The sequence below is a fragment of the Alkalithermobacter paradoxus genome (genome assembly GCA_002029295.1).
Classification (GTDB): domain Bacteria; phylum Bacillota; class Clostridia; order Peptostreptococcales; family Peptostreptococcaceae; genus Alkalithermobacter; species Alkalithermobacter paradoxus.
In genome coordinates, this window is the sequence record MZGW01000002.1 from 21,250 (window position 1) to 35,000 (window position 13,751).

At 40.4% G+C, this 13,751-nt stretch carries 13 protein-coding genes (1 of these 13 running past the window's edge); all 13 read left to right on the forward strand.

From position 1 onward, the window contains the following. The first annotated feature begins 7 nt into the window (after positions 1-7). Positions 8-859 (forward strand): phage tail family protein, encoded by an 852-nt coding sequence (locus tag CLOTH_RS03065; protein WP_079411126.1) that lies wholly within the window; start codon positions 8-10, stop codon positions 857-859. A gap of 2 nt (positions 860-861) precedes the next feature. Continuing rightward, positions 862-2,778: a siphovirus ReqiPepy6 Gp37-like family protein gene (locus CLOTH_RS03070; RefSeq protein WP_079411128.1), complete on the forward strand. Its 1,917-nt coding sequence runs from the start codon at positions 862-864 to the stop codon at positions 2,776-2,778. Positions 2,779-2,795: 17 nt separating this feature from the next. After that, on the forward strand, positions 2,796-3,299 hold the full coding sequence (locus CLOTH_RS03075) for a hypothetical protein (protein ID WP_079411131.1): 504 nt from the start codon (positions 2,796-2,798) through the stop codon (positions 3,297-3,299). Between the two features lie 11 nt (positions 3,300-3,310). After that, positions 3,311-5,782 carry a phage tail protein gene (locus CLOTH_RS03080; protein ID WP_079411134.1) on the forward strand — a complete coding sequence of 824 codons (2,472 nt, stop codon included), beginning with the start codon at positions 3,311-3,313 and terminating at the stop codon, positions 5,780-5,782. An 84-nt stretch (positions 5,783-5,866) separates the two neighbouring features. Then, positions 5,867-6,307, forward strand: coding sequence for a phage holin family protein (locus CLOTH_RS03085; protein ID WP_079411136.1), 441 nt, complete (start codon positions 5,867-5,869; stop codon positions 6,305-6,307). Then, complete coding sequence (locus tag CLOTH_RS03090) at positions 6,304-7,698, forward strand: hypothetical protein (protein WP_079411139.1); 1,395 nt, start codon at positions 6,304-6,306, stop codon at positions 7,696-7,698. The genes CLOTH_RS03085 and CLOTH_RS03090 overlap by 4 nt, the downstream gene beginning before the upstream one ends. Before the next feature lie 17 nt (positions 7,699-7,715). Then, positions 7,716-8,417 carry an N-acetylmuramoyl-L-alanine amidase gene (locus tag CLOTH_RS03095; protein WP_079411141.1) on the forward strand — a complete coding sequence of 234 codons (702 nt, stop codon included), beginning with the start codon at positions 7,716-7,718 and terminating at the stop codon, positions 8,415-8,417. A 221-nt stretch (positions 8,418-8,638) separates the two neighbouring features. After that, positions 8,639-8,848 carry an SHOCT domain-containing protein gene (locus CLOTH_RS03100; protein ID WP_064485118.1) on the forward strand — a complete coding sequence of 70 codons (210 nt, stop codon included), beginning with the start codon at positions 8,639-8,641 and terminating at the stop codon, positions 8,846-8,848. A gap of 61 nt (positions 8,849-8,909) precedes the next feature. Beyond that, a complete protein-coding gene (locus tag CLOTH_RS03105; protein WP_079411144.1) occupies positions 8,910-10,469 on the forward strand; it encodes a recombinase family protein in 1,560 nt (519 codons plus the stop codon). A gap of 5 nt (positions 10,470-10,474) precedes the next feature. Next, complete coding sequence (locus CLOTH_RS03110) at positions 10,475-10,903, forward strand: recombinase family protein (protein ID WP_434655774.1); 429 nt, start codon at positions 10,475-10,477, stop codon at positions 10,901-10,903. After that, the gene (locus tag CLOTH_RS03115; protein WP_079411148.1) at positions 10,893-12,464 is read left to right on the forward strand and encodes a recombinase family protein; all 1,572 of its coding nucleotides are present in this window, start codon (positions 10,893-10,895) and stop codon (positions 12,462-12,464) included. The genes CLOTH_RS03110 and CLOTH_RS03115 overlap by 11 nt, the downstream gene beginning before the upstream one ends. 316 nt (positions 12,465-12,780) lie before the next feature. Continuing rightward, the gene (locus tag CLOTH_RS03120; RefSeq protein ID WP_005584884.1) at positions 12,781-13,155 is read left to right on the forward strand and encodes an ArsR/SmtB family transcription factor; all 375 of its coding nucleotides are present in this window, start codon (positions 12,781-12,783) and stop codon (positions 13,153-13,155) included. Between the two features lie 13 nt (positions 13,156-13,168). Further along, positions 13,169-13,751: the start of a heavy metal translocating P-type ATPase gene (locus CLOTH_RS03125; RefSeq protein ID WP_079411150.1), read on the forward strand. It continues 2,015 nt past the right edge of the window; only the first 583 of its 2,598 coding nucleotides appear in the window; its start codon is at positions 13,169-13,171; its stop codon lies off the right edge, out of view.

Genomic DNA, 13,751 nt, shown 5'->3' on the forward strand with positions numbered 1-13,751 from the left:
TCTGGCAGTGGAACTTACTTATATTAACTCAAACGGTGAGAGTATCACCCTAAAACAAAGCCGCCCGTATTTTCTTACCAAGATAGACGGAACAGGCAACATACGCCAGACCGTTAATACATTTAAGGCACCGGATCAAGACGGTGCTTTTTATATTTCCTCCACACTGGATATGCGTAATATCACGCTAGAAGGTACGGTCGTAGCGGATTCTCTTGACGAGGCTTATGTACGGAGACAGAGATTTCTTAAGATATTTACTCCAAAAATGCGAGGAACTCTTTTATATCGTGGACGGCAAATTGCTTGTGTGGTAGAGGAAGCAGGATTTACTGTTTCTACTAGACAACGCATACCAAACTTCTTTGTAAGTTTACTCTGTCCATCCCCTTTCTTCGAAACATTGGATGAGGTGAGAGAGGAACTGGCATCATGGATACCTCTATTTGAGTTTGAACTGGAGATACCAGTAAGTGGTATGGAGTTTGGAATGCGCCAACCGAGTCAAATCATCACAGTAGAAAACATTGGAGATGTATCTTGTGGATGCGAAATCGTATTTCGAGCACTGGGTACGGTTACCAACCCTGAACTACTAAACATAGACACGGGAGAATATATCCGGCTTCTCACTACAATGAGTGCTGGTGATGAACTTCGTGTGTATACCCATTTCGCTGGTAAGCGTGTGGTCCAGGTTGTAGGGTCAACGGTTACAAATGCTTTTTCACTATTGGACACCAATTCAACGTTTTTCCAGCTTGCTGCAGGTACTAACACACTGCGCTATGACGCTTCAGTTAATATGGAACTGTTGGAGGTCAGTATTTACTTTCGTCCACAATTTCTGGGGGTGTGAGTATGGAACTATATATCTTTAATACAAACCGGGAGCTTGTGGGCATCGTGGAATCTTTCGAATATCTTCGATGGACACGGCGTTATTCTCAGTGTGGTTCATTTGAATTAAAAGCCATCGCCACACAAGAGAATGCCGAACTTCTAAAAGAAGGAAATATCATTTGGAAGAACGATGATGAAGAAGCTGGGATTATTGAGCATCTTTCCTTGTCTCAGACGGATCAGGAATTTATTACGGTAAGTGGTCGATTTGCCACGTCCTTTCTTGCTAGACGCATTGTATGGCAAACGGAGAAATTGTCCGGTGACATTTCTGATTGTGTGGAGCAACTTATAGAAAATAACCTTATCAAACCTTCTGATGTAGCAAGAAAGATCAGCGGTATATCCTTTTCATCCCCAAGCCTGGATATACCCATTAGCACCCAAATTTCATACCGCAACTTGATGGACGCAGTGACGGAACTATGTGAAGTTTCGGAGGTTGGTATCAAGACTATTTTTACTCCTGAAACAGGGGTTTTTACAATAATGCTGTATAAGGGGACTGAATCACAGGCAGTGTTCTCTAAGGAGTATGAGAACCTAACTGAGCAGGTTTATACAGTAAGTGCAGCAGATTTTGCTAACACTGCTCTTATAGGTGGAGAGGGTGAAGGTGCAGAGCGGACATTTGTAGCAATTACAAGTGGGTCGGGAGAAACTCGACATGAGATTTTTGTGGATGCTAAAGACCTACGGGCAGAAGATTTTGGAGTGGACTATATCAATACGCTGATTTTTCGTGGGCAGAGCAAGCTAAATGAGCAAGTAATACGTTATTCCTTTGATACATCAGTTAACCCACATGGCAACCTGACTTATAAGGTAGACTTTGACCTTGGGCAGGTTGTTAAGGTTATTTCCAAAGCATGGGGTGTATCTATGACAACACGAATCGCTGAAGTGGAGGAGACATATGACGCGGACGGTCAAAGCATCAGTGTAGTATTCGGAAAGAGCGAGCTAACAATAGCTCAAAAAATTCGCTCTGATATGAGTGAGATTAAAACTGCATTATCTGCCCCAACTGGCATCTCTGATATTGCAGAAGCGTTAGGCAATGTGTCAGAAACACTTGGAGATATTCATGACCTTGACCCCAATATCCAAGGAGATACTGTTACCGATAGTATCAACAATCTGTTTGGGAAACTGCCCTCACTTGAGGTAATTGTTGGAGAAGGAGCTATATCGATCGGTCAGTATGCCCTGCACCATATGAGCCCTGGAGATGCCTTTTACTTCACCTCGTGGAGCGGCAACAAATTCAGTGATCAGCCAAGTGATGACGGGCATGTCTTTCTGGTAAAGCATAGCGGGGATAACACGGGAAACGGATATCAGCGGGCAATGGGATTTTTTATATCTCGCAACACAATGACGTTTTATGTGATATCTGTTTTTGTATTTAACAATCCGTCTGGTGAAGCGAACTGGTTAAATATTAATAACGATCCAATAACTACAGCACGGATTGCAAATGGAGCGGTCACTGGTGCCAAGATTGCAGAACGCACGATTACTGCAACTAAAATCTCCTCTGCGTTTACTGATTACTCTATGACAGAACAAAACACAGGGCGTCTATGGATAGATGGTAAGGCAATATATCGAAAAGTAGTAAACCTCGGCTCCCTTCCCAACGCTACTCCTGGGAGTGTAGCCCATGGCATAGCAAACCTAAGTACAGTTGTTAGTTTATCCGGCTTTGCAACAAATGGCACCAACTTCTTGCCACTACCGCTTGCACGGTATAACAACTTTGCTTCACAAATCGGTCTCTATGTGGATAAAACAAATGTCGTTGTTGAACCTGGTATTGACCGGACAGATTATACGGGCTACGTGGTTATCGAGTATACGAAAACCATCTAGGAAGGAGGAATTTTTGTATGGAGAAAAGCGGATTTTTCAATTCATCCGATGGAGATAGAGTCTATGATGCCACGGATTTTGCAGCATACTTTGGAAGTCTTGTTTCAAACGGGATATTTTATAAAACAGCTACAAATCTGCAGGTATCACCAGGGATGGGATTGGCAGTAAGCGTGGCGGCTGGAAGTGCGTGGATTAATGGATATAGATATGAGAATACAGATGCGTTAAATATGCCTCTCACTACAGCGCACGGTAGCAATCCACGCATTGACCGGATTGTTGTTCGCTTAAGTCAAATCAGCAGGAGTATTCAGCTTGCAGTTGTTACCGGTACTCCAGCTGCTACACCAGTAGCTCCTGATTTAACAAGAACCAGCGATGTATATGAACTCGGTATTGCAGAAGTTCTTGTACCTGCTGCGGCTACATCAATTGCAGCAAATAACATTACTGATACCAGATTAAACACCAGCCTTTGTGGGTTAGTGAACTCATTGGTATCGGCGGTTTACGAGTGAGGTGAATTTCTATGGCAACCTATCAAGCGATAAATGCTTGTACATGGCGTAATGGCAGTTGGATTGCGGGTGTAACCGACTACGTTCGACAAGGGGTTTATGCCCCAGCCAATAATTATGAGAATGTTGGTGCCATGTTATTTGACCTTACAAGTATTCGAAATACCTATGCAAACTATTATCCTACCTCTGCCAGTATTCGTCTTGTTAGGATAGCTGCAGGTGATTGGGGTTCAGCCAGAACGATAACACTATATGCTGGAAATGCATATGGTTTGCCATCTCCTAGTTCGGGTACCAGCATATCCGGGAGTAGACCTACGAAAGTTACTTCTGGATATAGCTATACTGTTTCTGCCGGACAGGGTACAAAGGATATCGCAATTTCCACCGCACTCATTGATTCCATCGGTAGTGGAGCTAGTAATTGTTTATTCATGGATGCTGGCTCCAGCACACTAAACTATATGGGATTTCGAGCTAGAGATGATTTAAGCCAGATAGTGTTAACCATTAACTGGGCAATAAGAACCACAGCTTGTAGTGCTCCGACATCCTGTTCATTGAGTGCAACCCTCTCGGAGGACAATGTTACATTATCATGGAGTGGTGCTTCCGGTGGTACAAATAATGCCATCTCCTCCTACGAGATACAGTATAGTGATTCTGCTGACAATTTGAATTGGGGATCGTGGACAGCACTAACTACAGTAACCACCACGGCCACTAGTGGCAGCTTGTCAGTTGCACCACCATCAACACGGGGTAATTATCGTAGGTTTCGGGTGCGAACTCGAGGTACAGCAGGAGCAAGTTATTATTCAGGCTGGAGAGTATCATCGAACTCTGTTCGCAGAAACACAGTTCCTAGCCCACCAACTACAGTGACTGCTACTCCAATCAATTATAGTGATGAAACAATCACGCTTACTTGGAGCGGCGCTTCTGGAAGTACGAGTGCAATCAAGGGATACCAGATTGCTAGTCGAACATCTACGGATAACAGCACATGGAGTTCATGGAATGTTCTAACCATTTTAGCCCTATCGGCCAGTGGAGGTAGTTATAACCCTAACGTGTCACGAGTTCCAGGAACATATACTCAATTTGGTGTATGGACGATAGATAATCTCGATGTCTACTCCTCGGAAAAAATCAGTAATAGCATCTACTGTGATATCACGGCTTGTGGAGCACCGACCGCTTGCTCGGTAAGTTCAACTTTAGCTGAAGGAAATGTTAATCTTTCATGGAGTGGTGCATCCAGTGGAGCAGGCAACACCATCACATCCTATGAGATTCAATATAGTGACTCGGCAGATAACAGCACATGGGGAGCATGGACAGCATTAACAATAGTGGTTACCTCAACAACAAGTGGCAGCGTAGTTGTTAGCCCACCGACAACTCGCGGTTATTACCGTAGGTTTAGAGTTAGGACACGTGGTACGGCTGGAGAGAGTTTTTATTCTGACTGGACTATATCTAGCAACACTGTCCGCAGAAATACACTGCCCATTCCGCCTACTTCTTTCACTGCTACTCCGCCAATATATGAGACGAATACAGTAACTCTTATGTGGAGCGGAACGATACCGGGAACCAGTGCCATCAAGCAATATGTTATTCAACAAGCTACATCAGCAGACGGTATAAATTGGTCGGTATATGAAGCATTGACTACTATTATTTCAAGTGCTACTTCAGGTACCCATCAGGTAAATGCTTCCCCGGTACCTGGAATGTATACCCGCTATCGAATAAGCGTAACAGATACACTTGATGCAGTTTCAAGCCATGTGGTTAGTAACACGGTAAAGAAAAACAGTCCGCCTGCTGCTCCGATCATCGTCAGTCCTATGACCGGAAAGTCTACTTATAACACTATACCACGCTTTATGATTACTACAGGCACTGAACCAGACGGTCAGACACAGATTGTGGAAGTAAAGATTGATTCAGGTGAGTGGGTTAATAGTGTGGATAATCCTGAGAGATTTTCTACGAGTGGCTATCTGGGAAATGGTGTTAGTACGGTGTACAAAGCGGAACCGCTTGCAGTAGGAAACCATACTGTAACCTTCCGCTGCCTTGATAGTGATATTGAGTCGGCAAGCACAGAAGTTGTCAGGACATTTACTATATTACCGCCACCTTTTGAAACGATTACTGCAAATGAGACTGTTGTAAAGGCAGCACATATTCAGACGCTTCGAACCGCTTTAAATATAGTGCTAAGTTATTACAACTTATCCCCTGTAATTTGGAGTGAAGAGATTATTGCTGGAAGAACAACAGTTAAAAAATGGCCATTTCACATTACTGAAATCCGAAAGGCTGTTGATACTATCATTACAGTGGTTAATGGTTTTGACTCTTCTGCAGCATTTGATATACCACCTGTGACATGGCTCCCTATTGGAAAAGGGCGTCCAAAGGCGGATGTGATGCAACAAATCCACGATCTTATACTGATGCTGTAAGGTGTGTGATACGGCAACAGCACTCTTGTATTTTACAGGGGTGCTTTTTTAAATACACAAATTAATGTAATGGAGGTGTTTACAGTGAAAGAGATTTGGAATTGGATACAGTTAGCTTTTGCGGCTGTTGGTGCTTTTCTTGGATGGTTTCTCGGCGGGTTTGACGGATTTCTATATACACTGGTCACTTTTGTAGCTATTGATTATCTGACAGGTGTCCTTTGTGCGATTACAGATAAAAAGCTGTCCAGCGAAATTGGTGCCAAGGGAATTTTCAAAAAGGTGCTCATCTTTGTAATGGTAGGTATCGCTCATATTCTTGATACACAAATTTTGGGGAGTGCAGGATACGATGGCAGCGCTTTGCGAACAGCGGTAATCTTTTTCTACCTAAGTAACGAGGGTGTATCCATTTTGGAGAATGCAGGTCAGATTGGACTACCCATCCCAGAAAAACTAAAGGCGGTTCTTAAGCAACTACATGGTCGTGATGAGGAATCTCCTAAGCCAGGTGATGAAATATGATTGACTTAACGAAAGCGGTAACGGTATTCATTGGTCGACGCGGTGAACACAATTACCGAAATATTGAGTTTGATGTATCAAGCCTACTGGAAGATAACTACCCAAGTGCCTCCTTAAATGCGATTTACAAAAGGCCTGATGGGGTTGCATATCCGGTAGTCACGAACTACGCTGATGGTGTCCTTACATGGCAGCCCAATGCAACGGACACATCATTTGTTGGTGTTGGTCGGCTTGAAATAAGGGTTACTTATGGTGATGTGGTTGGAAAGAGCGCAAGAATACTAACCATAGTCGAGGATGCTCTTGTAGATGGAATTGTTGAACCACCAGAACCTCCTGCACAGGAATGGTTAAATAAAGTGCTTGCAGCTTTAGCTGAACTGGATATTGATGAAATAAATAATCTGCTCAACCTCACTTACAATCTATTAAACAACAACTATGATTTGCTAAATACAACACACAATTTGGTTGAGGATACCCGCGAAAATCTATATAGGCGGACAGGTATTCTACTCAACCATTTGCATCCAATAGAAACAGCTAGTGCACCGGATATGATTAGCCGGAGGGCAGCCATCACATTTAGCAATATAGCAAATGGAAACAATGTAGTAATTGGCACGATAACATATACTTTCGTTACAGCTTTGGGCAGTCCAGCTACAAATAATGTGCAGGTTCTAATTCAAGACACCCTTCGTAATACAGTTAAGACACTTGCTAGAGCTATAAGGGGCATTGATGACGAAATGAATATTGCCTATGGAATTGGGACTAATCCAAATCCAATTTGTACAGCTTACTGGACAAGTCAAAGGTTTTCCATAGGTAGTACTACCGTTGAGGCAGGTGAGAACCTTTTTCTACTTGAAAGAGCAGAAAATGTGACTTCCTCAATACCTCTCTCATCCACAGCAACGGCTATTATTAGTGACTTTACCCGTTCGGCCTATTCAAGATATATTTTGTCGGGTAATGTCTCGGGTTCAGGCGGTGCAAACAGTGTCCGTGGTCCTTTGCACACGATATTACCTATTAATAGTGTGGTTATTGGCGGTCAGGGCGGAGAATTGTATACGACGGCTTATGATTGCCATTTGATAACTCTTTGTCGTCAATCGGATACTAGTGAAAAGGAACTGGACTTGTATATTTCCAATGATGAGGAGACGTTCACCAGAATTCAACGGAGTACACCTGTCGGATCGAATACTTCAGCAGAATCCTTGCACATTCATATTCAAATGCGGCAGGCCAGAGTTCCAGCCGGTTATGGACTGTATATCTGTATGGGAAGTGATGGAACATCATCAAATGCTTATTGTGATTTAAAGTTTACCTATCACCTGTACCCTGTCCATCTTACACCCGAGCCAAATGATTAAATGTTGAGGTGATTATAATGAAATTATACAAACTAATACTTACAAACAATGCCTGCTACAAAGCAGGCAAAACAATAAAACCGAAGGGTATAATGGTTCACTCAACAGGGGCTAACAACCCGTGGTTGAAGAGATATGTTGGTCCAGATGACGGTTTGCTCGGAAAGAACCAATACAACAATCATTGGAATCAGGATAAACCCGGAGGTCGTCAAGTTTGTGTCCATGCTTTTATTGGTAAGTTAGCAGATGGCTCCATTGCCACATACCAAACATTGCCTTGGAATCATCGTGGTTGGCATGCTGGAGGGGATGCGAATAATACCCATATAGGTTTTGAAATTTGCGAGGACGGTCTAACCGATGCCTCGTATTTTTCTGCTGTTTATAAGGAAGCTGTGGAGCTTTGTGTACATCTTTGCAAACTCTATGGACTAAGTGAGAAGGATATCATCTGTCATAGTGAAGGCTATAAGCAAGGTATAGCCAGTAACCATGCGGATGTTATGCACTGGTTTCCTAAGCATGGGAAGACCATGGATACCTTTAGAGCAGACGTTAAGAAACTTCTAAACGAAGAAGAAAAATCAGCAGAGCCAGTGAAAAAGAAATATTACCGTGTGCAGATTGGTGCATACACTGTCAAAGCAAATGCTGAGGCACAGCTTGCCAAAGCTAAAAAGGCAGGCTTTACGAATGCATTTATTAAGTATGATTGATCAAAGGGAGCGAGTAAAAAAGCATTTTTGCTTTAGCTTCACAGAGTTTCCCTAAAAAATTAACTATTAGATGTATATAGCCTGTGGGGGTTATTCCCTTGCAGGCTCTTTTTTTATGCTCTGATTTAATTTAATTATTACAAATCCTCAACTTCGACCTGTTCCCGCGGCTATTAGGTAGGAGGTGATTCTAAGTGAATCAGAATGAGGATAAAAAAGTCATGAAGATCTCGGATGAGATTATAGACAAAAGCATCGAATTAAAGAAAATGTCACAGGAGCAACTACAGCGTGAGTTTGATTATATTCAAGCAGAGAAATTACTTAGAAAGATGCTTCAAAAAGGTTTAATAACGGAGGCAGAATTCAACAAGATAGATGTACTCAACCGCCAAACTTTCTCTCCTTTTTTAGCAGAGATAATGCCCTGAATTCGTTGATATATAAGGGCTTCAGAGGTAATATGTGACCTACCAAGAAGGAGGTGAGGCGATGAAAAAGATAACGAAAATAGAAGGAAATAAGGTTGCATCGATTATCAAACCTAAACTACGAGTGGCCGCATACTGTCGTGTTTCTACGGGTAGTGATGAACAGTTAGTAAGTCTACAAGCACAAAAATCCCATTATGAGACTTACATAAAGGCAAACCCAGAATGGGAGTATGTTGGCTTGTATTATGATGAGGGAATTAGTGGCACTAAAAAAGAAAACCGAACGGAACTTCTAAGAATGCTGTCAGATTGTGAAAACAAGAAGATTGACTTAATTATTACAAAGTCCATTAGTAGGTTTGCAAGAAACACTACGGATTGTTTGGAGATGGTTCGTAAACTGTTGGACCTTGGGATTTATATCTACTTTGAGAAAGAGAATATCAATACCCAATCAATGGAAAGTGAACTGATGCTTTCTATATTAAGCGGGCTTGCAGAAAGTGAGTCAATCTCCATTTCGGAAAATAACAAGTGGGCAATTCAAAGGAGATTTCAGAACGGAACTTTTAAGATTTCATACCCACCATATGGTTATGACAACATTGACGGTCAAATGGTGGTAAATCCTGAGCAAGCAGAAATTGTGAAGTATATTTTTGCAGAAGTATTATCAGGCAAGGGTACACAGAAAATAGCAGATGATCTTAATCAAAAGGGTATCCCTTCTAAAAGAGGCGGTCGTTGGACTGCTACGACAATTCGAGGAATTCTAAAAAATGAGAAATATACCGGGGATGTTATACTGCAAAAAACCTATACAGATTCCCGTTTTAATAAGCGCACCAATTATGGTGAGAAAAACAGATATTTAATAGAAAATCACCATGAGGCAATTATCAGCCATGAAGTGTTTGAAGCAGTAGAGGCTGCCTTAAATCAAAGGGCAAAAGAAAAGGGAATAGAAAAGCGTAATGATAAGTACCAAAACCGGTATTCTTTCTCCGGAAAAATTATTTGCTCGGAATGTGGTAGCACCTTTAAAAGACGAATTCATTCATCCGGCACAAGAAAATATGTAGCCTGGTGTTGTAGTAAACACTTAAAGCAGATAACAGAATGTTCAATGCAGTTTATTCGAGATGAGGATATAAAGAAGGCCTTTGTTACTATGATTAACAAGCTGATTTTCGGTAGAAAACTTATTCTACAACCACTATTAGATGCTTTGCGTGGAATGAGCAACTCAGATAACCTTTCAAGAATTCAGGAATTAGAGAAGCAAATTGAAAAAAATGCAGAACAGAGAGAACTGCTTGTAAAGCTTATGGCAAAGGGTTATCTAGAACCTGCCCTTTTTAACAGAGAAAACAATGAACTGCAAATGGAAGCAGATAATTATATGGGGCAAAAAGAAGCTTTAATTCATGCTTTAAATGGTGAATTATCAAAGGTGCAGGAAGTCAGTAACTTAATAAAGTTTACAAATAAGGCTGAAATGATAAATACCTTTAGCGAGCAAATTTTCAATGATTATGTTGAAAAAATTATCGTTTACTCAAGGGTAGAGATAGGTTTCGTTCTGAAATGTGGAATCACACTAAGGGAAAGGATGTGAGAAAAGTGGCACATACGCCTTATGGCTATAGGATAGAGAATGGAATAGCAGTTATCGATGAAGAAAAAGCTGAAAAGGTTAGGAATTTGTATAAGGGTTATTTATCAGGCCTTTCCTTATCGGTCGCAGCAAAGACTGCTGGAATAGATGCTTATCATGGAACTGCTGGAAGGATGCTAAGAAATGAACGTTATCTTGGTGATGATTATTACCCTGCCATCATTGATAAAGAAACCTACGAAAAAGCAGAAACAGAGAGGATAAAAAGAGCGAAAAAGCTAGGTAGAATCTTTGAACCCAAGATAGAAGATAAACCTACTATTTCTAAGAAATTTACCATAGGACAAGTAATTCAGAAGTATACAAATCCTTTTACACAAGCGGAATATGTATACAGCTTAATAGAAAGTGAGGTGCAGCAAGATGGCAGTTAATAAAAATGTAATGATTATACCTGCAATTAAACGTGTAGGCAACAGCCGAAAAGAAGATGAAACACCAAAACTTCGGGTCGCTGCTTATTGCCGAGTTTCTACAGATAGTGATGAGCAGGCTAGTAGTTACGAAGTGCAGATTGAACACTATACAGAGTTTATCAAGAAGAATTCAGAGTGGGAATTTGCAGGGATCTTTGCTGATGATGGTATCAGCGGCACAAATACAAAAAATCGCGACGAATTTAATCGAATGATTGATGAGTGTATGGCTGGGAAAATTGATATGGTTATTACCAAATCAATAAGCCGATTTGCTAGAAATACCTTGGACTGTCTACAATACATCAGAAAACTTAAAGATAAAAATGTTGCGGTATATTTTGAGAAAGAAAATATCAATACACTGGATGCCAAAGGTGAAATTATGCTTACCATTATGGCATCCTTAGCGCAACAAGAGAGCCAGTCATTAAGCCAGAATGTAAAGCTTGGTTACCAATACCGATACCAACAGGGAGAGGTAATGGTCAATTGTTCTAGGTTTTTAGGATATACCAAAGATGAAAATAAGCGATTAGTAATTGTGCCGGAGGAAGCTGAAATTGTTAAAAGGATTTACCGAGAGTATCTTGAAGGCTCCAGTATGGATAAAATCAAAAAAGGACTTGAAACTGATGGCATACTTACGGGAGCGGGGAAAAAAAGGTGGCATACCAGTACTATAAGGAAAATATTAAGCAATGAAAAATACATTGGTGATGCATTGCTCCAAAAAACTTATACGGTAGATTTTCTTACAAAAAAGAGGGTTGTGAATAACGGAATCGTACCTCAGTATTATGTAGAGAATAACCATGAAGCCATTATCCCGCGTGAAATTTTCATGCAGGTACAAGAAGAGTTAGTTCGTAGAAGTAGAGGACATATAAGTACTAGTGGAAAGAAAAGAAACTTTAGTTCAAATCATGTATTTTCGCAAATTATCTTCTGTGGTGAGTGTGGCGAAATATACCGTAGAGTTCATTGGAATAATCGAGGTAAAAAATCGATTGTTTGGAGATGCGTCAGTAGACTTGAGAATACAGGGTTAACTTGTCATTCCCGAACCGTGCTGGAGGATATGATAGGTATTGCTACGGTAGAGGCAATTAATAAACTAATAGTGCAAAAGGATGGCTTTTTAACTATCTTAAAGGAAAATATAGAAACAGTGATAAGTGAAACGGGCAATAATGTTGTTTCCGAGATAGATAAAAAGCTAGAGGAATTACAAAAAGACCTTTTGAGACTGGCCAATTCCAAAGAAGATTATAACGATATAGCCGATGAGATTTACAGGCTCAGAGAGGAAAGGCATAAGGCTTTAGCAGAAGAAGCTGGCAAAAAAGGCTCCAAGCAAAGACTAGAAGATATGGAAAAGTTCCTAAATGAACAATCCACCCTCCTTGAGAAGTATGATGAGCAACTAGTAAGGAGACTTATAGAGAAAATAACGGTCTATGATGATAAACTAACTATTGAATTTAAATCTGGTGTAGAAATTGATATAGAAAAATAAAACGAATTTGACCGCCGATTGAGGAGAAATACTTCTTGATGGGCGGTTCTTTTCTATTTATACTTGGGGATAATCTAATAAGTGAACTCGTTTCAGCAAGCTGAAACATCGGGGAATCAGATGGAGAGTCTACTCCACCTGATTAAAACCCACCTACGCTGCGCTTAGAGGTGGCGGTCTTGACCGTAAAGCTAAAAGATAAACACACTTGAACAATTACTCATATGTTTTTATTGACAAACGGAGAATTGAGGTTTATATTATATATGAAAGCTTATTCAAGTGTTCAATTGAATGATAAAGAGGTGATATAAATATGGCAAAAAAAATTCAACCAATTGAAAGATGCGACTGTGATGTAATACATGAGGAAATTGTAAATAAAGTGCGAGAAAAAATGCCTCAAGAAGAAACTCTATATGATCTAGCAGAACTATTTAAAGTTTTTGGAGATTCAACAAGAATTAAGATACTCTGGGCATTAGATGAATCAGAGATGTGCGTTTGCGATATTGCATTCTTATTAAATATGACCCAATCAGCAATTTCACATCAGCTAAGAGTCTTAAAGCAGGCTGAACTAGTAAAGAGCAGAAGAGAAGGAAAGATTGTATTCTACTCTCTTGAAGATGAACATGTAAAGCAAATATTTGACCAGGGATTAATTCATATTTCAGAAGAAAGTAAGTAAAGGAGGGTCAGTAATGTTAAAGAAGGAAGTAATTTTAGAAGGTTTAGATTGCGCAAATTGTGCAGCTAAAATTGAAGATGAGGTTAATAAATTAAATGGAGTCAAAGCCTATATGAACTTCATGAACAAGACATTGACTTTAGAAACTGAATCAGAGCAAGAGTATAAGAATACATTACAGCAAGTTAAAACCATAGTGCACAAGCACGAACCGGATGTGGTAGTGAAAGAAAAATCCGTTAACAAGAGCAATAAAAAAGTATTAATACTTGAAGGACTTGACTGTGCGAATTGTGCTGCAAAGATTGAAGCTCAAACACAAAGCCTTGAAGGAGTAAATAGTGCGACCGTTGATTTTGTATCTAAGAAGCTGACAATTGAAGCGGTCGATAAAAAGGAATTTGGTAAAATTCTTGGAGAAGTAACATCCATTGTAAATAAACTTGAGCCGGATGTTAAAATAGTTTATGCAGAGAAGAAAAAGGTGAACAAAAGCATAGTAATGCTTGAAGGACTTGGCTGCGCGAATTGTGCAGCTAAAATGGAAAAAGAAATAAGCGGTCTAGAAGGAGTTGAATTTGCTGCAGTAGATTTTG

Excerpts from the sequence above, each read along its gene's own strand:
- CLOTH_RS03080 (WP_079411134.1), top strand. The coding sequence starts at position 3,311 with ATGGCAACCTATCAAGCGATAAATGCTTGTACATGGCGTAATGGCAGT.
- CLOTH_RS03100 (WP_064485118.1), top strand. The coding sequence starts at position 8,639 with ATGAAGATCTCGGATGAGATTATAGACAAAAGCATCGAATTAAAGAAA.
- CLOTH_RS03070 (WP_079411128.1), top strand. The coding sequence starts at position 862 with ATGGAACTATATATCTTTAATACAAACCGGGAGCTTGTGGGCATCGTG.
- CLOTH_RS03120 (WP_005584884.1), top strand. The coding sequence starts at position 12,781 with ATGGCAAAAAAAATTCAACCAATTGAAAGATGCGACTGTGATGTAATA.
- CLOTH_RS03090 (WP_079411139.1), top strand. The coding sequence starts at position 6,304 with ATGATTGACTTAACGAAAGCGGTAACGGTATTCATTGGTCGACGCGGT.
- CLOTH_RS03105 (WP_079411144.1), top strand. The coding sequence starts at position 8,910 with ATGAAAAAGATAACGAAAATAGAAGGAAATAAGGTTGCATCGATTATC.
- CLOTH_RS03115 (WP_079411148.1), top strand. The coding sequence starts at position 10,893 with ATGGCAGTTAATAAAAATGTAATGATTATACCTGCAATTAAACGTGTA.
- CLOTH_RS03075 (WP_079411131.1), top strand. The coding sequence starts at position 2,796 with ATGGAGAAAAGCGGATTTTTCAATTCATCCGATGGAGATAGAGTCTAT.
- CLOTH_RS03095 (WP_079411141.1), top strand. The coding sequence starts at position 7,716 with ATGAAATTATACAAACTAATACTTACAAACAATGCCTGCTACAAAGCA.